Annotated in this window: 18 protein-coding genes; 12 read left to right on the top strand and 6 right to left on the bottom strand. The window is 68.3% G+C overall.

Annotated features, from left to right (window positions below; translation table 11 throughout):
• Positions 1–4 precede the first annotated feature (4 nt).
• Positions 5–388, bottom strand: coding sequence for an ethanolamine utilization protein (locus I1A62_RS21230; protein WP_009475598.1), 384 nt, complete (start codon positions 386–388; stop codon positions 5–7).
• A gap of 319 nt (positions 389–707) precedes the next feature.
• On the opposite strand from I1A62_RS21230, the gene I1A62_RS21225 reads away from it, so the two are divergent.
• The 6 genes from I1A62_RS21225 to I1A62_RS21200 all read left to right on the top strand — a co-directional run bounded on the left by I1A62_RS21225 (position 708) and on the right by I1A62_RS21200 (position 7,566).
• On the top strand, positions 708–1,901 hold the full coding sequence (locus I1A62_RS21225; RefSeq protein ID WP_219459676.1) for an FAD-binding oxidoreductase: 1,194 nt from the start codon (positions 708–710) through the stop codon (positions 1,899–1,901).
• Positions 1,902–1,946: 45 nt separating this feature from the next.
• A complete protein-coding gene (glnT, locus tag I1A62_RS21220) occupies positions 1,947–3,308 on the top strand; it encodes a type III glutamate--ammonia ligase (RefSeq protein WP_219459675.1) in 1,362 nt (453 codons plus the stop codon).
• Between the two features lie 24 nt (positions 3,309–3,332).
• Entirely contained in the window at positions 3,333–4,229 is an 897-nt protein-coding gene (locus tag I1A62_RS21215; protein WP_124393981.1) for a glutamine amidotransferase family protein, read from the top strand.
• On the top strand, positions 4,217–4,915 hold the full coding sequence (locus I1A62_RS21210; protein WP_219459674.1) for a protein glxC: 699 nt from the start codon (positions 4,217–4,219) through the stop codon (positions 4,913–4,915). The genes I1A62_RS21215 and I1A62_RS21210 overlap by 13 nt, the downstream gene beginning before the upstream one ends.
• A gap of 9 nt (positions 4,916–4,924) precedes the next feature.
• A complete protein-coding gene (locus I1A62_RS21205; RefSeq protein ID WP_005569862.1) occupies positions 4,925–6,241 on the top strand; it encodes an FMN-binding glutamate synthase family protein in 1,317 nt (438 codons plus the stop codon).
• A 95-nt stretch (positions 6,242–6,336) separates the two neighbouring features.
• Positions 6,337–7,566: an allantoate amidohydrolase gene (locus tag I1A62_RS21200; protein ID WP_219459673.1), complete on the top strand. Its 1,230-nt coding sequence runs from the start codon at positions 6,337–6,339 to the stop codon at positions 7,564–7,566.
• Positions 7,567–7,609: 43 nt separating this feature from the next.
• Here the strand turns inward: I1A62_RS21200 and I1A62_RS21195 are convergent, their stop codons facing one another.
• Positions 7,610–8,206, bottom strand: coding sequence for a TetR/AcrR family transcriptional regulator (locus tag I1A62_RS21195; protein WP_219459672.1), 597 nt, complete (start codon positions 8,204–8,206; stop codon positions 7,610–7,612).
• 80 nt (positions 8,207–8,286) lie between these two features.
• Here I1A62_RS21195 and I1A62_RS21190 point away from each other — a divergent pair, with 80 nt between their 5' ends.
• A complete protein-coding gene (locus I1A62_RS21190) occupies positions 8,287–8,673 on the top strand; it encodes a DUF1304 domain-containing protein (protein WP_219459671.1) in 387 nt (128 codons plus the stop codon).
• A gap of 25 nt (positions 8,674–8,698) precedes the next feature.
• Positions 8,699–9,706 carry an NADP-dependent oxidoreductase gene (locus tag I1A62_RS21185; RefSeq protein WP_124393976.1) on the top strand — a complete coding sequence of 336 codons (1,008 nt, stop codon included), beginning with the start codon at positions 8,699–8,701 and terminating at the stop codon, positions 9,704–9,706.
• A 60-nt stretch (positions 9,707–9,766) separates the two neighbouring features.
• On the opposite strand, the gene xylB is transcribed toward I1A62_RS21185, so the two are convergent.
• Genes xylB through I1A62_RS21165 form a run of 4 tightly spaced genes read right to left on the bottom strand, consistent with a single transcriptional unit; the run spans position 9,767 to position 14,562 of the window.
• Positions 9,767–11,149, bottom strand: a complete 1,383-nt coding sequence (gene xylB, locus I1A62_RS21180) for a xylulokinase (RefSeq protein ID WP_124393975.1) — start codon at positions 11,147–11,149, stop codon at positions 9,767–9,769.
• Positions 11,146–12,069 (bottom strand): carbohydrate kinase, encoded by a 924-nt coding sequence (locus I1A62_RS21175; RefSeq protein WP_124393974.1) that lies wholly within the window; start codon positions 12,067–12,069, stop codon positions 11,146–11,148. The genes xylB and I1A62_RS21175 overlap by 4 nt, the downstream gene beginning before the upstream one ends.
• Positions 12,066–13,547, bottom strand: a complete 1,482-nt coding sequence (locus tag I1A62_RS21170) for a mannitol dehydrogenase family protein (RefSeq protein WP_219459670.1) — start codon at positions 13,545–13,547, stop codon at positions 12,066–12,068. Before I1A62_RS21170 ends, I1A62_RS21175 begins: the two co-directional genes overlap by 4 nt.
• A 10-nt stretch (positions 13,548–13,557) precedes the next feature.
• Positions 13,558–14,562, bottom strand: coding sequence for an NAD(P)-dependent alcohol dehydrogenase (locus tag I1A62_RS21165; protein ID WP_219459669.1), 1,005 nt, complete (start codon positions 14,560–14,562; stop codon positions 13,558–13,560).
• Between the two features lie 150 nt (positions 14,563–14,712).
• Between I1A62_RS21165 and I1A62_RS21160 the strand changes: the two genes are divergently transcribed.
• From I1A62_RS21160 to I1A62_RS21145, 4 genes are read left to right on the top strand one after another with little or no spacing between them, the layout of a single operon-like run.
• The gene (locus tag I1A62_RS21160) at positions 14,713–15,735 is read left to right on the top strand and encodes a sugar-binding transcriptional regulator (protein ID WP_124393971.1); all 1,023 of its coding nucleotides are present in this window, start codon (positions 14,713–14,715) and stop codon (positions 15,733–15,735) included.
• 52 nt (positions 15,736–15,787) lie between these two features.
• Positions 15,788–17,113, top strand: coding sequence for a sugar ABC transporter substrate-binding protein (locus tag I1A62_RS21155; protein WP_219461304.1), 1,326 nt, complete (start codon positions 15,788–15,790; stop codon positions 17,111–17,113).
• Positions 17,110–18,075 carry a carbohydrate ABC transporter permease gene (locus tag I1A62_RS21150; RefSeq protein WP_124393970.1) on the top strand — a complete coding sequence of 322 codons (966 nt, stop codon included), beginning with the start codon at positions 17,110–17,112 and terminating at the stop codon, positions 18,073–18,075. The genes I1A62_RS21155 and I1A62_RS21150 overlap by 4 nt, the downstream gene beginning before the upstream one ends.
• Complete coding sequence (locus I1A62_RS21145) at positions 18,075–18,953, top strand: carbohydrate ABC transporter permease (RefSeq protein ID WP_124393969.1); 879 nt, start codon at positions 18,075–18,077, stop codon at positions 18,951–18,953. The genes I1A62_RS21150 and I1A62_RS21145 overlap by 1 nt, the downstream gene beginning before the upstream one ends.
• Positions 18,954–19,002 lie beyond the last annotated feature (49 nt).

Raw genomic sequence — 19,002 nt, 5'->3', positions numbered from 1 at the left:
CAGATCAGGGTGCGAAGGAACGGTGGCCGACGAAGTAGGCCAGCGCGCGGTCGGGGGTGGTGAAGCGGATGCGCGACCCCTTGGGGAAGAAGATCGCATCCTTCGCCTTCGCCACCTCGACCTGGCCGGTGTCGAGGTTCTCCAGGGTGAACTCGCCTTCGAGGACGACCTTCATCTCGTCGTACGCGTAGTAGTAGTCGAGCGGGGCGTCGGTGCGCTGGAGTTCGAAGTAGCCGGCCGACATCTCGGAGCCGTCCGGGTTGGCGAAGACGTCGTCGATGTATCCCTTGGTGCCCGGGTACTCCGAGACCGGCATTTGCGGCAGGTTCTCGTGGAATCCGGCGGTGACGCGGAATGGGACGGCGGTGGGCTTGTCGGTCGTGGTCATGGAGTCTCCTGTGAGAGGCGATGGAGGGTGCAGAAGAGCAAATCCCCTTCGTGAAACTCGGGGTAGCAACAGGAAACCACATCGCACATTTCCACGGCGTAAATCTAGTCGTCGGCCCGAAGAATGTGCTGTTCAGGACCGCATTATCCTGCAGAAGCCTTAATCGAGCGGCAGATTTTGGTGATTCGGCCACAACATTGCCGTAACGCGATGGACATAGTAGAACTGTTTCATGGTGAACAACAGCGATTCATGAGGTGAAACGAACCGCTACCGCAGCCACCAGAGCCCGACCGTCCGGCCGAATGAAGGAAGCAACGTGACAGAGACAGCAAAGTTCGTGATCGTCGGTGGAGGACTCGAGGGTCTCGCCATCGCGTGGTCGCTCGCGGACCGCGGCGAGACCGACGTCCTGGTCCTCGAGCGCGACACCTTGTGCTCGGGCATGACCGGCAAGTCGTCCGGCGTGGTCCGGTGCCACTACGGGACGCCGTCGCTGGCGGCGATGTCCTGGTACGGCGTCGACATCTTCACCCGGGCCACCGAGATCTTCGGCGACGACATGGCGTTCCGCCAGTGCGGGTACGTCGTCGGCGTCGGCGAGAACAACATCGACCCGCTCAAGGCGAACGTCGCGATGATGCAGGGCCTCGGCATCGACGTCGACTACATCGGCCACGACAAGATGGCCGAGCTGTGGCCGGGCCTGCACCTCGACGATTTCGCCGCCTTCGCCTACGAGCCCCTCGGCGGCCGCGGCGAGGCGTACATGGCCGGTATGGCGTTCGGCGCGTCCGCCCGCAAGCTGGGCGTCACGATCCGCCAGAGCACTCCGGTGACGTCGCTGCTGCAGAACGCCGACGGCCGCGTCTACGGCGTGACCCTGGGTAGCGGCGACCAGGTGCACGCCGAGCACGTGATCCTCGCGACCGGCCCGTGGGCGCCCGAACTCGGTGCCGGAGTCGGCGTCGACATCCCGGTGAAAGCCCAACGCGCGCAACTCGTCCTGATCGACCAGGGGGTACCGACACCGGAGGTGCCGGTGCTGTCGGACCTCGCCGGACTGCAGTACATCTGCCGCGAACCCAACGGCGAACTGCTCGTCGGGAACAGCGACCATGCCGCGCCCGAATACATCGACCCCGACAAGTACAGCAACCGCGCGGACGACAGCACCATCGAGAAGAACATCATGAAGCTCGGCAACCGGCTGCCGGACATGCCGGACCCGCGCATCACGTCCTCGTACGTCGGGGCGTACGACGTCACCCCCGACTACAACCCGATCATCGGGCCCGCACCCGTCGACGGGCTGTTCCTGGCCACCGGGTTCTCCGGTCACGGTTTCAAGATCTCACCCGCGGTCGGGCGCCTCGTCGCCGACATGCTGCTCGACGACGGCAAGACCACCCTCCCGAACGTCGAGCCGTCCGACTTCCGCTACTCGCGCTTCGAGGAGGGCGATCTCCTCTTCAGCCTGCACCCCTACGAGGGCGCCGGCGAGATGCGCTGACCCACAGACCACCTCACCCGTAGACCACCAGTTCAGGAGCTCCCCATGGCTGTCGACACTGCTGACGCGTTCACCGCGCAGAACATCGTGACATCCCCACCGCAGACCTTGTCCGAGGTGGCCCGGGCCACCGGAACCACCTTCATCCTCGCCCTGTTCGTCACCCTGTCCGGGAAACCGTGCGCCAAACTCGTCCCGATCGAGGCCGTCGAGCAACTTCAGGACGACGGCGTGGGCTTCGCCGGCTACGCGGCCGGGCACATGGGGCAGGAGCCGAAGGACTCCGATCTCGTTGCCGTGCCCGACGTCTCGTCGTTCACGCCGATCCCGTTCGTGAAGCCCGGCCTCGCGATCGTGCACTGCGACCCCCACGTGGAGGGCGCACCGTGGCCGTATGCGCCGCGGGTGATCCTGAAGGAGACGCTGAAGAAGGCGGCCGAACTCGGCCTGTCCGTCAACGTCGGGGCGGAGATCGAGTACTTCCTCGTCAACCGCACCGGCGACGGTCCCCTCACCACCGCGGACACTGACGACGTCAGCCGTCAGCCGTGTTACGACGCCCGCGACGTCACCCGGATGTACGACCACCTCACCGAGGTGTCCGTGGCCATGAACACGCTGGGGTGGGGCAACTACGCCAACGACCACGAGGACGGCAACGGGCAGTTCGAGCAGAACTTCGACTACGCCGACGCGATGACCACCTCGGACCGGGTGATCACCGCCCGGTACCTGTTGTCGGTGATCGCCGAGAAGCGGGGCATGAAGGCCACGTTCATGCCGAAGCCGTTCTCCGACCGCACCGGGTCGGGCATGCACCTGCACCTGTCGCTGTGGAACGAGGGCGGTTCGGTGTTCCCGGACGGTGACGACCCCAAGGGGCTCGGACTGTCGAAGACCGCGTACGCGTTCATCGCCGGCATTCTGGAGCATGCGTGCGCGCTGCAGGGTGTGATCGCCCCGACGGTCAACTCTTACAAGCGAACCGGCGCCACCTCGACGAGCAGCGGCGCCACCTGGTCGCCGCGGTACGCCACGTACGGTGGCAACGACCGCACCCACTACCTGCGGGTGCCGGACAAGAACCGGGTGGAACTGCGCGGCGGCGACGGCTCCGCCAACCCCTACCTCGCGGCCGCCACCGCCATCGCCGCCGGCCTGGACGGCATCGCCCGCGACCTCGACCCGGGCACCCCCGGATCCGGCGACAGCCCCAGCGACATGCTGCCGATGACGCTGCTGCACGCGATGGACGCGCTGGAATCGGATCCGATCGTGACGGGCGCCCTGGACGTCGCGGGCCCCGGCGTCGCCGAGTACTTCGCGAAACTCAAGCGCGAGGAGTTCTTCGCCTGGCACAACACCGTCTCCCCCTGGGAACTCGACCACTACCTGACAGCGTTCTGACAGACCTCCCGAAAGGAGACATCCATGTGTGGAATCGTCGGACTTCACCTGCGTGAGCCGTCCCTCTACCCACAACTCGGCGCCCTGCTCACCGACATGCTCGCGCAGATGTGCGACCGTGGACCGGACTCGGCCGGGATGGCCATCTACGGCGACCGCACCTGGTCGCCGGAAGGGGAGTCGACGGTCTCGCTGCTCGACTGCCCCATCCCCGCAGCGGATCTCGCCGCGACGCTGTCGTCCACCCTCGACACGACGATCACCGGACTCGACCTGGACCCGACCACGATCCTGCACGGGGTCGTCGGCGCGGAGGATCTCGCGGCGGCCGTGCGCAGCCTCGTCCCCACGGCACGGGTCATCGGCTTCGGCGAGGATCTCACCGTCCTCAAGGGCGTCGGGAACCCCGTCGATCTGGCGAACCGGTTCGGGCTGCCCGCCGCCACCGGCTGGCAGGGCGTCGCCCACACCCGGATGGCCACCGAATCCGCCGTCACCGCCGAGGGTTCGCACCCGTTCTCCGTCGGCCCCGACGAGTGCCTGGTGCACAACGGGTCCTTCTCGAACCACATGAGCATCAAGCACCAACTCGAGCGCGACGGCGTCGTGTTCGACAGCGCCAACGACACCGAGGTCGGGGCGCGGTTCGTCGCCAAGCAACTCGCCGAGGGCGTCGACCTGGAGAAGGCGCTGCTCATGCTCAACGAGACGTTCGACGGCTTCTACACCCTCCTCGTCTCCACCGCAGACTCGTTCGCCGTGGTCCGCGACGCCATCTCCTGCAAGCCCGCCGTCATCGCCGAAACCGATCAGTGGGTCGCGATGGCCTCCGAATACCGCGCCCTGGCGAACCTGCCCGGCGTCGACAACGCCCGAATCTTCGAGCCCGAACCGGAAGAGGTGTACGTATGGCACCGGTAGCCACCACCGAAGCAACTGTCCTGAACCTCGCGTCGTCGAGCACCCGGTCCGTCAACGAGCGGCTCACCTCGCCCGAGGCGCCGAGGACGGTCACCGTCACCGGCCCCCAGGGTGCGCACGCTCTCGCCTGCGGCCTCGACTCCGACATCGACGTCACGATCGAGGGCCACGTCGGCTACTACTGCGCCGGCATGAACCAGCACGCCACGGTGACGGTGACCGGCAACGCCGGCGTCGGGGTCGCCGAGAACATGATGTCGGGGACGGTGCACGTCAAGGGCGACGCGTCGCAGTCCGCGGGCGCCACCGCCCACGGAGGGCTGCTCGTGATCGACGGCAACGCCGCCGCCCGCTGCGGCATCTCGATGAAGGGCGTCGACATCGTCGTCGGCGGCAACATCGGGCACATGTCCGCGTTCATGGGTCAGGCCGGACGTCTCGTCGTCCTCGGCGACGCCGGCGAGGCCCTCGGCGACTCGCTGTACGAGGCCCGGATCTATGTGCGCGGCACCGTCGCGTCCCTCGGCGCCGACTGCATCAAGAAGGAGATGCGCGACGAGCACCTGACGGAACTGCGGGAACTGCTGGATCAGGCCGGTTTCGACGCCGACCCGTCCGAGTTCACCCGCTACGGGTCCGCCCGCCAGCTCTACAACTTCCACGTCGACAATGCCAGCGCCTACTAGGAGAACGTCATGAACACCCCGAACCCGGCCCTGCGCGAATCGGCGACCTTCGACCGCGGCGTCATCTCCGAGATCCAGCGGGCCGCCGAGACCGGCATCTACGACATCCGCGGCTGGGGCGCCAAGCGGAAGCTGCCCCACTTCGACGACCTGCTGTTCCTCGGGGCGTCGATGTCGCGATACCCGCTCGAGGGGTACCGGGAGAAGTGCGACACCGACGTCGTCCTCGGCGACCGCAACGCGAAGTTCCCGCTGCACCTCGACATCCCGATCACCATCGCCGGCATGAGCTTCGGCGCACTGTCCGGGCAGGCGAAGGAGGCCCTCGGCCGCGGCGCCAGCGAGGTCGGCACGTCCACCACCACCGGTGACGGCGGCATGACCCCCGAGGAACGGGGGCAGTCGAAGAACCTCGTCTACCAGTACCTGCCGTCGCGGTACGGGATGAACCCCGACGACCTCCGCAAGGCCGACGCCATCGAGATCGTCCTCGGTCAGGGCGCCAAGCCCGGCGGCGGCGGAATGCTGCTGGGGCAGAAGATCACCGAACGCGTCGCCGGGATGCGCACCCTCCCCATGGGTGTCGACCAGCGGTCGGCATGCAGGCACCCCGACTGGACCGGTCCCGACGACCTCGCCATCAAGATCATCGAACTCCGCGAGATCACCAACTGGGAGAAGCCGATCTACATCAAGGTCGGCGCCACCCGCACCTACTACGACGTCAAACTCGCCGTGAAGGCCGGCGCCGACGTCGTCGTGGTCGACGGCATGCAGGGCGGCACCGCCGCCACCCAGGACGTGTTCATCGAGCACGTCGGCATCCCTACCCTGGCAGCGATCCCGCAGGCGGTCCAGGCGCTGCAGGAGCTCGGCGTCCACCGGAAGGTGCAGCTCATCGTGTCCGGTGGGATCCGCAGCGGCGCCGACGTCGCGAAGGCCATGGCGCTCGGTGCGGACGCCGTCGCGATCGGCACCGCCGCCCTGATCGCCTTGGGCGACAACAGCCCTCGCTACGCGAAGCAGTACGAGGAACTCGGCTCCGCCGCCGGGTTCTACGATGACTTCCAGGCCGGTAAGGACCCCGCCGGGATCACCACCCAGGACCCGGAACTGTCGAAGAACCTCGACCCCGTCGAAGGCGGCCGCCGGCTCGCGAACTACCTGCGGGTGCTCACCATGGAGGCGCAGACCCTCGCCCGCGCCTGCGGCAAGTCGCACCTGCGCAACCTCGAACCCGAGGACCTCGTCGCCCTCACCGTCGAGGCGTCGGCCATGGCCCGCGTGCCCCTCGCCGGAACCACCTGGATTCCGGGAGCACTGTAGGCGGCTCCGCCACCCGTGCGTGCGTAAGGAGTCCAGGGACTCGTTGAGCACGCACGGGCGCGAAGCACCCGAACTACGAGTAGAGGACCCAATACATGACTTCGTTCGATTCGCTGTGGGCGACCATTCTCGACGTGGGACAGCACAAGTCGACGCGCGGTTACCGCCGCTTCGCGTGGAACGACGCCGACATGACGCTGCGCGAATGGTTCGGCGACTGCGCCCGGCAGCGGGGGATGAGCGTCGAGGAAGACCGCAACGGCAACCTCTGGGCCTGGTGGATGCCCGAGGGGTGGTCGGGTGATCCCCGCGACGCGTTCGTCACCGGGTCGCATCTCGACTCCGTGCCCGACGGCGGCGCCTACGACGGACCTCTCGGGGTCGTGTCGGCGTTCGCGGCGATCGACCTCGTGCGAGAACGGGGGATCGTGCCGACGCGTCCGGTGGCGGTCACCGCGTTCTCCGACGAGGAGGGCGCCCGGTTCGGTGTCGCCTGCGTCGGTTCACAGCTGTCGACCGGGGCGGTGGCACCCGCCCGTGCCCTGGCGCTGCGGGACAACGACGGCATCAGCCTCGGCGAGGCGCTGATCTCCGCCGGCCGCGACCCGCACCATCTCGGCGAGGACCCCGACCTCGTCGACCGCGTCGGCGTGTACGTCGAACTGCACGTCGAGCAGGGGCGCGCTCTGGACCTGATCGACAGCCCCATCGCCGTGGCCTCGTCGATCTGGCCGCACGGCCGGTGGCAGTTCGTGTTCTCGGGGGAGGCCAACCATGCAGGCGCCACCCGGCTCGTCGACCGCCGCGACCCGATGCTCGCGTTCGCGGCCTCGGTCCACACCGCACGGTCCGCCGCGGCGCTGCACGAGGCGGTCGCCACGTTCGGCAAGGTGCGGGTACTTCCCAACGGTGCCAATGCCATTCCGTCCGAGGTGCGGGCGTGGCTCGACGCCCGGGCCGCCGACGAGGAGACGCTGACGAAACTGGTGCAGCAGATCACCGCCGAGGCCCAGGCCTACGCGGCCGCCGACGGCATCGGTCTCGACGTCGACGCTGAATCGGTCACACCGATCGTCGAGTTCCCGCACGACACCCGGGAGCGACTGCGCCGCTCCCTCGCTCACCTCGGCGACATCCCCGTCCTCCCCACCGCGGCCGGCCACGACGCGGGGATCCTGTCGGCTAAGGTGCCCACCGCGATGATGTTCGTCCGCAACCCGACCGGTGTGTCCCACTCGCCCGACGAGTTCGCCGAGGCCGACGACTGCAATCGGGGCGCGGAAGCGCTCGCGGACGTGATGGCCGACTGGGTGACCACCGCCTGACCCCCAGGTGAGTGGCAATGCGTGCCGGGGCGCTCTTTGCCACTCACGTACGGGAGGGGCTCCACTCCTCCAGCTGCTCGACGGCGGTGTTCGCGACCGCGACGGCCTCGTCGCGGTCGACCCGCGACAGCAGGAGGGCGCTGACGGACAGTGATGTGAGGAGCCGGGCCCGGTGCTGCAGGGTGGCGGCCGAGGCGTCGGGGTCGTGGGCGCGGAGTGCGTGGGTGAGCGCCCCGGACAGTTCACGCTGGTAGCTCTCGACGACGGACCGTTGCGCGTCGTCGTGTGCGGCGAAACCGGCGGCACTGTTGAGGAGCAGGCAGCCGCGACCGGGGGCGTCGTCGGGGAGGGCGGCGAGGGCGCCGGCGAGGCTGCGGTAGTAGTGCGCGGCGGCGTCGGGGCGGGTCGGCTCGTCGGTCAGGATGCGCAGCCGGGGGCGCACCACCCGGTCCAGGTAGTCGTGGACGGCGGCGTCGAAGAGTCCGCGTTTGCTGGTGAACGCGTTGTACAGGCTCGACCTGTTCAAACCGGTGACGCGCTCCAGGTCGGGTATCGAGGTGGCTTCGAAGCCCTTGTCCCAGAACAGGTCGCGGGCCCGGCCGACCACTTCGGCCGTGTCGAAGTCCTGCGTGCGCGGCATGACGATCCTCACTCGTGGTTGTGAAACGACCATTTCAGTATATATTGAAATGGTCAGTTCAGAACGAGGAGGAGTTTCGTATGGTTGCCGCGGGTCTTGTTCTTGCCGCACTCGCCAGTGCGCTGCACGTGTACATCTTCGTGCTCGAATCCGTCCTCTGGACCGCTCCGCGCACCCGCGCGACGTTCGGAACCAGCGCCGACGAGGCCGCCGCCACCCGGGAGCTTGCCTTCAACCAGGGCTTCTACAACCTCTTCCTGGCGATCGTGACGGCAGTCGGCATCGTCGCCGTCGCCATCGGCGCCACCGCCGTCGGTTCGGCCCTCGTGTTCGCCGGCGCGGGCTCCATGCTGCTCGCGGCGCTCGTGCTCCTGCTGTCGTCGCCCGACAAGGCTCGCGCGGCGATCACGCAGGGGACGCTGCCGCTGCTCACCGTAATCCTCCTCGCGCTCGGACTGGCGCTGTGACCGCAGAAGTATCGAAAGGAACACCATGACGCCGAGCACCCAGATCCAGCTGATCAATCGGCCGGTGGGCTGGCCCACCCAGGACGACTTCCACACCGCCACCGTCGAACTGCCCGCGCTCGAGCCCGAGCAGGTGCGCGTGCACAACGAGTTCGTATCCGTCGATCCCTACATGCGCGGCCGGATGAACGACGTGAAGTCGTACATCCCGCCGTTCGTGCTGGGCGAGACGATGACCGGCGGCGCCGTCGGTCGCGTCGTCGAATCCACCGCCGCCACCCATCCGGTCGGCTCGGTGGTCGTCCACGACCTCGGGTGGCGCGACGTCGCGCAGGGCGACGCCTCGGCGTTCCGCGTGGTCGAAGAGATTCCGGGAGTGCCGATCTCGGCGTATCTGGGGATTCTCGGCCTGACCGGGCTCACCGCTTACGTCGGCCTCGTGCACATCGCCCACCTGAAGGCCGGCGACGCCGTGTTCATCTCCGGAGCCGCGGGAGCGGTGGGGACCGCCGCCGGGCAGATCGCGCGACTCGAGGGCGCGTCCCGCGTCATCGGATCCGCCGGGTCCGCGGAGAAGGTCGCGCTGCTGACCGACCGTTACGGATACGACGCCGCCTTCGACTACAAGCAGGCGCCGGTGCGCGAGCAGCTCCGCGGACTCGCGGGTGACGGCATCGACGTCTACTTCGACAACGTCGGCGGCGACCACCTCGAGGCAGCCCTCGACGTCATGCGGCCCGGTGGGCGGGCCGCACTGTGCGGCGCGATCGCGGCGTACAACGCCACCGAGCGCACGCCCGGCCCCGACAACATGGTGAACATCATCAGCCGCGGGCTCACCCTCGAGGGCTTCACCCTCGGCAACTACACCCACGTGTTCCCCGAGTTCGCCGCCAAGATGGGACCGTGGCTCGCGTCCGGCGACGTGGTGCACGACGAGACCGTCGTCGACGGAATCGAGAACTCGGTCGACGCGTTCCTGCAGCTCATGCGCGGCGCGAACGTCGGGAAGATGCTGGTCAAGGTGGCGTAGCCGCCCCGTGCGTGGTTAGAGAGTCCAGAGACTCGTCAACCACGCACAGGCGCGAAGCGCCTATCCCCTGGCCTCCGCGTACCGCTCGCGGACGTCGGGTGCCGGGTCGGCCTCGAAGCGCCGGGTGGACGTCTGGCTCCACTGCGGCGGCTCCGGGGTCCCCGCCAGGGTCCAGGCCGCCTGACGGCACGCGCCGATCGCGACGTATTCCGCCGGACGGGGCACGAGGACCGGCGCCCCGAAGATGGCGGGCGCGAGTTTGCACAGCGCCTGTGAGCGGGCGCCGCCGCCGACGAGGAGAATGCGACGCACCGTGACGCCCTGGGCGATCAGGTGGTCGATGCCTTCCGCCAGGCCGCACAGCAGCCCCTCGACGGCCGCGCGGGCGAGGTGGGCGGGCGTCGAATTCGCCAGCCGCAGACCGTGAACGGAGCCGGTGGCGTCGGGACGGTTGGGGGTGCGTTCGCCCTCGAAGTACGGCACCATCACCAGGCCGCCGCTGCCGGACGGCGCCGACAGCGCCAGCCGCGACAGCTCGTCGTGATCGACCCCCAGCAGCGAGGCGGTCGCGTCGAGGACCCGGGCGGCGTTCAGCGTGCACACGAGCGGCAGCTGGCGTCCTGTGGCGTCGGCGAATCCGGCGACGAAACCGCCCGGATCGTTCGCCGGTGTCACGGACACCGCGGACACGACACCCGACGTTCCCACGGAGACGACGACGTCGCCTTCCCGGGCGTCGAGAGCAAGGGCGGCGGCGGCGTTGTCCCCGGTACCCGGTCCGACGGCGGCACCCCAGCGGGTCTCTCCGATCCGCTCGGCGGGTCCGGCGACGCGCGGCACTGCGGCCGTGCGCCCCCGCAGTGCCAGCGACAGCAGGTCGGGGCGGTAGGAATCCGTTGCGGCGGAGAAGTATCCGGTGCCGCTGGCGTCGCCGCGGTCGGTGGTCAGGGTGCCGAGGTCGGATCGGCCGGTGAGCTGCCAGGCGAGCCAGTCGTGGGGCAGGCACACCGCGGACGTCCGGTCGGCGTTCGCCGGTTCGGAATCGGCGAGCCAGCGCAGCTTGCTGACGGTGATCGCCGCGAGGGGCACGACACCCACGGCGTCGGCCCACGCGTCCGGACCGCCGAGGTCCTCCACCAGTTGTTCGGCGGCGCCTGCGGAGCGAGTGTCGTTCCACAGCAACGCCGGACGCACGACCGTCCCGGTGTCGTCGAGGCACACCATGCCGTGCTGTTGCGCTCCGACCGACACCGCCGCGACGTCGTCGAGTCCACCGGCGGCGGCGACGGCGCTGTCGAGCGCCTCCGCCCACGCCTGCGGATCGACCTCGGTGCCGTCCGGATGCGACGCCCTGCCCTCCCGGACGAGGTCACCGGTCGCGGCGTCGCAGACGATCACCTTGCACGACTGGGTGGACGAATCGATGCCCGCGACGAGGGTCATTGCCGGACACCCGCCGCGCGGTCCAGCGTGTCACGGGTGGGGAGGTCCGCCCCGGCGCGCGCGACCGTGAGACCCGACATCAGCACGGCGTTGTCGAGCACGTTCCGCAGTTCGTCCGGACCGATCGCGCGGAGGGCGGCGCGGCTCTCCGCGCCGAGGAAGCCGTGCGACCAGAATCCGTCGAGGAGTCCGGCCATGAACGCGTCGCCGGCCCCGACGGTGTCGACCACCTCGACGTTCCGGGCTGCGACCTCGACGAGTCCGGCCGCGCAGACCGCGAAGGCGCCCTCGGCGCCCTTCGTCACCGCGACCATCGCCGGACCGCGCGACAGCCACTCGCGGGCGATGTCGACCGGATCCCGGTCGGGGTCGTACCAGCGCAGGTCTTCGTCGCTGACCTTGACGATGTCGGAGATCGACACGAGGTGCTCGATCCGCTGCCGGGCGCGGGCCCGGTCGGTGATCAGCACCGGTCGCACGTTGGGGTCGTAGCTGATCGTCGCCGAGGAGCGGCGGCGATCGAGCATGTTTGCCACGACGTCGCAGCCGGGTTCCAGCACGGCGGCAATGGAACCGGTGTGCACGAGCGGCGGGGCCGACGCACCGCTGGGAGAGGGGAGATCCCACTCGAGGTCGAACTCGTAGGTGGCGGATCCGGCGGCGTCGAGGGTGGCGTGCGCGGTCGCCGTGCGGTGCGCGGTGACGCTGCCCGCCGCGAGGCTCACCCCCGACTGCTCGAGGTGCCGGACGATCGCAGCGCCCCGGGTGTCGTCGCCGATCCGGGTGACGAATTCGACCGGACGCCCGAGCCTGCCGAGACCGACCGCGACGTTGAGCGGGCTGCCACCGACGTATTCGGTGGTGGTGCCGTCGCTCGCGGTGACGATGTCGACGAGGGCTTCACCGATGATCAGACTCATGACTGCACCTTCTCACGCAGGGCCTCGAGTGTCTTCCGTGCGCCGGCAGCGTGCAGTGAGTCCAGCGCCCAGAGATACGCGGTGACGAAACGCGGGTTGTCGGCGAGATCGCCGAAGACGGAGCGGTTCTCGATGAACGCCGTGCGGTTCTCGCGCTGGCTGCGTGCGATCGGCACGAGGGAGTCCTTCAACTGGTCGACGACGTCGATGGTGTCGCCGTCCTCGTCGACGCCCTCGGCGTACCGGGCCCAGCTCGCCACGATCGCGGCCGACAGGCGGACGGGCCGGTCGGCGATCAGATTCTCGCGGATCACCGGCAGCAGCCATTTCGGGATGCGGTCGGACGACTCGGCGCACAAGCGGGCGACGGTGTCGCGGATCTCGGGATTGGAGAAGCGCTCGATGAGCGTGCGTTTGTACTCGTCGAGGTCGACCCCGGGTACCGGTGCCAGGGTGGGTGTGGCCTCGTCGTCCATGTAGGCCAGCAAGAAATCGGCGAAGAGGGGATCTTGCGCGACGTCATGCACAAGCCGGTACCCGGAGAGGTATCCGAAATAGCACAGGCCCTGGTGGCTGGCGTTGAGCAGGCGCAGCTTCATCAGTTCGTACGGTTCGACGTCGTCGACCACCTGCACGCCGACGTCCTCGAACGCGGGGCGGCCGAGCGGGAACGCGTCCTCGAGCACCCACGACGTGAACGGTTCCGCCGCGACGGGCCACCGGTCGTCGACGCCGAAGCGCGACGACAACGCGTCCGTCACCTGGGGGGTGGTCACCGGCGTGATGCGGTCGACCATGGAATTGGGGAACGACGTCTCGGCGCGAATCCACTCGGCGAGGTCCGGGTCCTTCAATTCCGCGTACGCCAGGAACATCCGGCGCGCCACGTCGCCGTTGCCCTGAATGTTGTCGCAGGACATGACGGTCGGCGACGGCACCCCGCGCGCGCGACGCCGGGACAGGGCCTCGACGACGAGTCCGAACGTGGTCCGCGGGACGGCGCCGTCCGTGAGATCGTGCACGACGTCGGGGTTCTCGGCGTCGAACTCGCCCGTGTCGTGGGTGAAGTTGTAGCCGCCCTCCGTGATCGTCAGCGAGACGATCCGGGTGGTCTCCGCGGCGATCTTCTCGATGACCGCCTCGGGGTCGTCGGGGGCGAGGAGGTAGTCCACGATGGAACCGATGACGCTGACGTCCCAGGTGCCGTCGGGATGACGCAGCGCCAGCGTGTACAGGCCGTCCTGTGCGTCGAGGACGTCCTTCATGCGCCGGTCGCCGGGCAGGACGCCGACCCCGCAGATGCCCCAGTCGCGCGCCTGACCGCGCCGCAGCAGGCGGTCGACGTACATCGCCTGGTGTGCCCGGTGGAATCCGCCGACACCGAAATGCACTATGCCCACAGTGATGTCGTCGCGATCGTAATTCGGCACCTGCACGGTGTCGTCGAGGTGCGGCAGTGCCTGCGCGCTCAGTTGCATCGGTCTCTCCTCATTCCTGGACGCGTACGACAGCCTTGAGGCTGCCCGGCGCCCGGTCTGCGTTCAGTGCTTGCTCCGCTTCGGCGAGCGGAAATCTTCCGGTGACCATCGAATCGAGGTCGACCCGCCCGGACCGCGCGAGTGCGATCGCCGTCGGCCAGGTGTTGGCGTAGCGGAACACCCCGGTCAGCACCAACTCTCGATTCTGGATGGTCTGGACGGGCAGCGTCATCTCGGGGGCGCCCATGCCCACCAACACGACGGTTCCCGCGGGCCGGACCGCCCGGATGCCGGCCAGGACCGCGCTCGGGGCGCCGGAAGCATCGACGAACGCATCCACGTGCAGTCCCGCGACGTCCTGCTCGCGCGGGTCGAGCACCGCGGTGGCGCCGAATTTCGTTGCGACGTCGCGTCGCTGCGGATCCAGATCCGAGACGATGACCTCGGTGGCACCGAACGCGAGGGCGGTCTGCGTCGTCGCGATGCCGATCGGCCCCGCGCCCGCGATCAGCACCCGGGAACCCGCCGTGACGCCGGCCTTGCGGGTGGTGGCGATGGCCACGGACAGCGGTTCGCACAGTGCGGCCGCGTCCTCGGACATCTCGTCGGGAACCGGATGGGCGAAGGCCGAGCCGATGGTCACGTACTCGGCCAGCGCGCCGTCGATCGGCGGGGTGGCATAGAACTGCATGTGCGGGCACAGGTTGTAGAGCCCGCGCCGGGATTCGTCGGTGTCCGGGTCGGGGCGCTGCGGTTCGATGGAGACTCGCTGCCCGATCCGCGCCGCCGGGACCCCGGTGCCGACGCCCACGACCGTGCCCGACGCCTCGTGTCCCAGCACGATCGGCTGGTCGACCACGAACTCGCCGATCCGGCCCTCGCGGTAGTAGTGGGCGTCCGATCCGCAGACGCCGACCGAGGCGACGCGGACCAGCACGTCGCCCGGGCCGGGAGTGGGCACGGGGCGTTCCCGGATCTCGATCACGCCCGGCTCGACGAGCACGCTGGCACGCATCGTCCTGGGGATATCCGAAGGGAGTGTTGTGTGGGTCACACTTCGATGCTAGCGTATTGAGCAGAAGAACGCATAGTGATCATTTGCTCACGGTTTCCCGAGGCGTCGAGAACACACTCGACGGTCCCGGGAGCATGGCGAGGAGAACCAGTGACGTCCCCCATCCCGACGGCCCCGACGCCGTCTCTCATCGCGGCACCACCGCCGTCCACCACCGAGGATCTGCGCCTCGCGTTGCGTGCCGCAACGCTGTATTACCTCGACGGAATGACCCAGGCCGAGGTGGCGACCCGCCTCGGCGTCTCCCGCCCGACCGCGGGCCGGCTGGTGGCGCGAGCCCGCGCCCAGGGCCTGGTGCGCATCGAGGTGCAGGCCCCCGCGCATCTGCGTGATGCACTGCGTTCGGACGAGGAGCGCGCACTCGAGGAGAAGTTCGGACTCCTCGAGGCGGTGGTGGTCGCCGATTCCGTCGACGCCACCGGATCGATCGACGACCACAACAGCTTCGCCGGCGTCGGGCGCGCCGCCGCGTCCCTGCTCGTTCGCCGGATCCGGGAAGGCGACACCCTCGGATTCACGTGGGGGCCGGAGACGGTCGCCGTCGCGCAGGGCCTGCCGTCCGGCGCGGCCACGTGCGCCTCCGTCGTCCAGCTCGACGGCGCGGTGAGTGCGATCAACTACCAGACCGGAACGGAATATGTCCTCGGTCGATGCGCAGAGCAGCTGCAGGCCAACACTGTTCGGCTTCCCGTTCCCCTGTACGCGGACGCGTCGACTGTGGTATCCATGCGGGGCGACTCGGTCATCTCCAAGGCGCTCGAGGCGGGCCGGACCGCGGAGATGATGATGTTCGGCACGGGCGCCGTCTCGACGTCGACCACCCTGTTCGAAGGCAGCTTCATCGACACGGACATGCTGTCCGTGCTCACCGGCCTCGGTGCGGTCGGCGAGGTCGGCGGACGCTTCTACCGGCTCGACGGAACCGAGGTCGGCGGACCGCTGGACGAACGGGCCATGTCCGTTCCGCTCGACGACATCCGCGCGTGCGGGGGCTCGATCCTCGTCACGGGTGGCGTCGCCAAACACCAAGCGGCACTGGGTGCCCTCCACGGCGGACTGGCCAAGATGCTGGTCTGCGACATCGAATGCGCGCGTTGGCTGCTCGATCAGTAGCACCACGCAAGAGAGGTGAAGATCGGTGAAGAAACACAGGAAACCGGCGACGATGCTGGTAGCCGGCGCGGGGGTGCTCTCCCTCGCTCTCAGCGGATGTGCGGGCGCCGGATCGCTGGGCGCCTCGGACCAGACCATCACCATCGCGATGGTCTCCAACTCGCAGATGCAGGACGCCCAGAAACTCGCCTCGCAGTTCGAGGAGGAGAATCCCGACATCGACCTGAAGTTCGTGACGCTGTCGGAGAACCAGGCGCGTGCGAAGATCACGGCGTCCACCGCAACCGGCGGCGGGGAGTTCGACGTCGTGATGATCAGCAACTACGAGACCCCGCAGTGGGCGCAGTACGGCTGGCTGAAGAATCTGTCGGAGTACGCCCAGGCGACGGAGGGCTACGACGAGGCCGACTTCATCCCCACCCTGCGGGAGTCGCTGTCCTACGACGGGAGCATGTACTCGGTGCCGTTCTACGGCGAGTCCTCGTTCCTGATGTACCGCAAGGACCTGTTCGAGCAGGCCGGAATCACCCTGTCGGAGAAGCCGACCTGGGCGGAGGTCGCCGCGGCGGCGAAGCAACTCGACTCCGAGGACATGGCCGGCATCTGCCTGCGCGGCAAGCCCGGCTGGGGTGAACTGCTCGCACCCCTCGACACCGTCATCAACACGTTCGGTGGCCGCTGGTTCGACGAGGACTGGAACGCTCAGCTGACCAGCCCCGAGGTGGAACGCGCGGTCCAGTTCTACGTCGACCTGGTGCGCGAGTACGGCGAACCCGGCGCCGCGACGAGCGGCTTCGGCGAGTGCGCGACGCAGTTGTCTCAGGGGCAGGTGGCGATGTGGTACGACTCGACGTCCGCCGTCTCCACGCTCGAGGATCCGTCGTCGAGCGCCGTCGTCGGCAAGATCGGGTATGCACCCGCGCCCATCGAGGTGAAGGACAACTCCGGCTGGCTGTACAGCTGGGCACTCGGAATCCCCGAGAGCAGCGAGAACCCCGATGCGGCCTGGAAGTTCATTTCGTGGATGACAGACAAGCAATACATACGCACGGTCGGTGAAGATCTCGGCTGGGAGCGGGTGCCTCCGGGGAGCAGGCTCTCGACCTACGAGATTCCCGAGTACAAGGAGGCCTCGGCGGCGTACGGACCGCTGACGCTCGACGCGATCGAGAACGCGACCCCGGAAGCTCCTACGGTGCAACCGGTTCCGTACACGGGCGTGCAGTTCCTGGCGATCCCCGAGTTCCAGGATCTCGGAACCCGCGTCAGCCAGCAGATCAGCGCGGCGATCGCAGGCCAGCAGACCGTGCCCGAGGCGCTCGCCCAGGCACAGCAGTACGCCGAGGTGGTCGGCGCGACCTATCGGGAGGAACGATGACAACCATCGCCGAGAAACCCACCGCGGGCAGCACCTCCGACCGGGTGCGTGAACTGCGGGAGGCCAAGGACGACAGCGTCTCCCGGGCCGAGGGCTGGCGTCGCCGGGGGCCGTTGCTGCCCGCACTGATCTTCATGATCGTGGTGACCCAGATCCCGTTCCTGTTCACGCTGTACTACTCGACGCAGTCGTGGAACCTGGTGCGGCCGGGTTCCCGCGAGTTCGTCGGGCTGCAGAACTACGCGGACGTGTTCCAGGACAGCCAGTTCCGAGAGGTCGCGGTCAACACCGTGATCCTCATCGTCGGCACCGTACTGATCTCGGTGGTGCTGGGCCTGCTGCTCGCACTGCTGCTGGACCGCGCGTTCCTGGGCCGCGGCATCGTGCGCACCCTCCTCATCACGCCGTTCCTGGTGACGCCCGTCGCCGGTGCGCTGCTGTGGAAGACGACGATGTTCGACCCGGTGTTCGGCATCGTCAACTTCGTGCTCTCCCCGTTCGGGGTGGGGCAGGTCGACTGGGTCAGCAAGTTCCCGCTGGCCTCGGTGATGGTGAGCCTGGTGTGGCAGTGGACACCGTTCATGATGCTGCTGATCCTGGCCGGGCTGCAGTCCATGCCCCGCGACATCCTGGAGGCGGCACGGGTGGACGGCGCCAAGCCGTTCGCGATGTTCCGCGAACTGACGCTCCCGCACCTGCGCCGGTTCATCGAACTCGGTGCGGTGCTCGGCGCCATCTACCTGATCAACACGTTCGACGCCATCTACATGATGACGCAGGGCGGGCCGGGCACCGCCAGCGCCAACCTTCCCTTCTACATCTACCAGCGCGCATTCCTCGGTTTCGACATCGGGCAGGCCGCGGCGATGGGCGTCATCGTCGTGATCGCGACGATCGTCGTCGCAACCCTGGCGTTGCGCCTGATCTTCAAGAGCTTTTCCGGTAACGAGGAGGCAGCGTGATGAGTACCGACACTGCGGCGGCGCCGGTGGAGTCCGCTCCCGCCGCCCCGGAGACGAAGCGGGCGCGCAAGCATCGCAAATTCAGTCCGTGGAGTGTGGTCGCGTGGATCGTGGCCCTCGGGTTCTTCTTCCCGGTGGCGTGGATGGTCCTCACCGCGTTCAAGCAGGAGGGCGACGCCTACACGACTCCGCCGAAGCTGTTCTTTACGCCCACGCTGGACCAGTTCAAGGCCGTCCTCGACAGCGGAATCGGCACGGCACTGCTGAATTCGGCGTTCGCGACCGCGATGTCGACGATCGTCGTGCTCGTGCTCGGTGTCCCGGCGGCGTTCGCGCTGTCGCTGCGGCCGGTCCGCAAGACGAAGGACGCCCTGTTCTTCTTCATCAGCACGAAGATGCTCCCGATCGTCGCCGCGATCATCCCGCTGTACGTGATCGTCAACGACATCGGCCTGCTCGACAACATCTGGGCGCTGATCATCCTGTACACGGCGATGAACCTTCCCATCGCGGTGTGGATGATGCGGTCGTTCTTCCTCGAGGTCCCGGGCGAACTCCTGGAGGCCGCGAGCATGGACGGGGCGAGCCTGTGGACGTCGGTGCGTGAGGTGATCCTTCCGCTCGTGTCACCCGGCATCGCGGCCACCGCGCTGATCTGCGTGATCTTCTCGTGGAACGAATTCTTCTTCGCCGTCAACCTCACCGCCGTCCAGGCGCAGACCATTCCGGTGTTCCTCGTCGGATTCATCACCGGTGAGGGTCTGTACTGGGCCCGGCTGTCGGCGGCGGCGACGCTGGCGGCGCTCCCGGTCATCCTGGCCGGCTGGGTCGCGCAGAACAAACTGGTCCGCGGCCTGTCCTTCGGCGCGATCAAATGATCACCCCGGCAACCACTTCCCCCGACTTCGGTACCCACCAGAGGAGCAA

Source organism: Rhodococcus sp. USK10 (genome assembly GCF_019378875.1).
GTDB lineage: Bacteria > Actinomycetota > Actinomycetes > Mycobacteriales > Mycobacteriaceae > Rhodococcus_F > Rhodococcus_F pseudokoreensis.
This window is presented reverse-complemented; position numbering and strand designations above follow the sequence as displayed.